Here is a 1,430-nt window from a genome sequence, read left to right on the forward strand (position 1 = left end):
TAATGCCGTTCAGTTAGCGCTGCACGGCATTTTTGTTTATGGGGTGAGAAGTGGTTGTAAACGGAGCGCCGGGCTGTTAACTTTCCGGTGCGATGCTTGCCGACCACCTCACTTATCTGATCGAAGCACAAGAGCCGGCCGATCTGCGACGGTTGGCCGAGCATCTGCCCTACGCGTGGATCGAACGCGCAGTCCAGGCGACCGGGACAGCGAGCATTCGGCGCCGTCGCCTACCGGCTGAACAGGTGGTGTGGCTGGTCATTGCGCTGGCGATGTACCGCCACTGGTCGATTAGCGAGGTACTCGATAGCCTCGATCTGGCCTTGCCCAACGATGCCGCCCCGTTTGTCAGCAAGAGTGCTGCGGCGCAGGCGCGCCAACGTATTGGCGAAGCGCCGATGGCGTGGCTGTTTGCACAGACCGCGCGAGCGTGGACCACTCAGGACGCGGCCCACCATGCGTTCAAGGGCTTGAGTCTGTGGGCAATGGATGGCACCACACTGCGCACCCCCGACAGTCCGGCCAACCGCGAGCACTTTGGCGCGCAGGGCTACGCCAGCGGCAAGGTGGCGAGTTATCCGCAGGTGCGCGCCGTGACGCTCACCGCCATTCCGACGCACCTGATTGCCGATATCAATTTCGGTCGCTACGACACCAACGAAATGGTGTACGCCAAAAGCCTGCTGGCGCAAATCCCGGAAGACTCACTGACGGTGTTCGACAAAGGCTTTCTGGCCGCGGAAATCCTGTGTGGCCTGACGATGAACGCGCGCAATCGCCACTTCCTGATTCCAGCCAAAGCCAATACCTGCTGGGAAGTCGTCTCGGGTAGCGCTGACGATGCGATGGTGCGCATGCGTGTGTCGCCGCAGGCGCGCCAGAAATGTCCGGCTTTACCCGAATTCTGGAGTGTGCGGGCGATCCGTGCCATCGACGCGCGGGGACGCGAACGCGTGCTGCTGACTTCGCTCATGGATCGCCGACGCTTCAAACCCGCCGATATCGTCGCCTGCTACGAACGCCGCTGGCAGATCGAAACCAGTTACGCGGAGCTCAAGCAATCGATGCTCGGTTCGGAGTTGACCTTGCGCAGCCGCACCGTCGCAGGGGTCTATCAGGAGATCTGGGGCGCGTTGATCGCCTACAACCTGATTCGCCGCGAGATCGCCTGCGCCGCACGGGAGGCGAAACTTGCGCCGACTGATATCAGCTTCGTGCGAGCCCTCCACACGATTCAGCACGAGATGATGTGGGCGGCCCTCACGCCGGCGTTTGCAAAGTTACCCGCCTGCCTTCAGCGCCTGCGCGAAAGGCTCAAGTCTCTCCCCAACGAAAAACGACCCGGACGCGCATGCGACCGGGTCGTCAAATCCCGCCCTAAACGGTACACCGTTCGTTATCTAAGAAAAGACCTTAACTGAACGGCATTA

Annotated in this window: 1 protein-coding gene; it reads left to right on the forward strand. The window is 61.2% G+C overall.

Annotated elements, in window-relative coordinates; all coding sequences use genetic code 11:
• Nucleotides 1–92: 92 nt before the first annotated feature.
• Nucleotides 93–1,421, forward strand: coding sequence for an IS4 family transposase (locus NCT32_RS13360; protein ID WP_061122024.1), 1,329 nt, complete (start codon nucleotides 93–95; stop codon nucleotides 1,419–1,421).
• Nucleotides 1,422–1,430 lie beyond the last annotated feature (9 nt).

Source organism: Caballeronia sp. INML2 (assembly GCF_023631365.1).
Classification (GTDB): domain Bacteria; phylum Pseudomonadota; class Gammaproteobacteria; order Burkholderiales; family Burkholderiaceae; genus Caballeronia; species Caballeronia turbans.

Coding starts and splice junctions, on each gene's coding strand:
- NCT32_RS13360 (WP_061122024.1), top strand. CDS start 93: ATGCTTGCCGACCACCTCACTTATCTGATCGAAGCACAAGAGCCGGCC.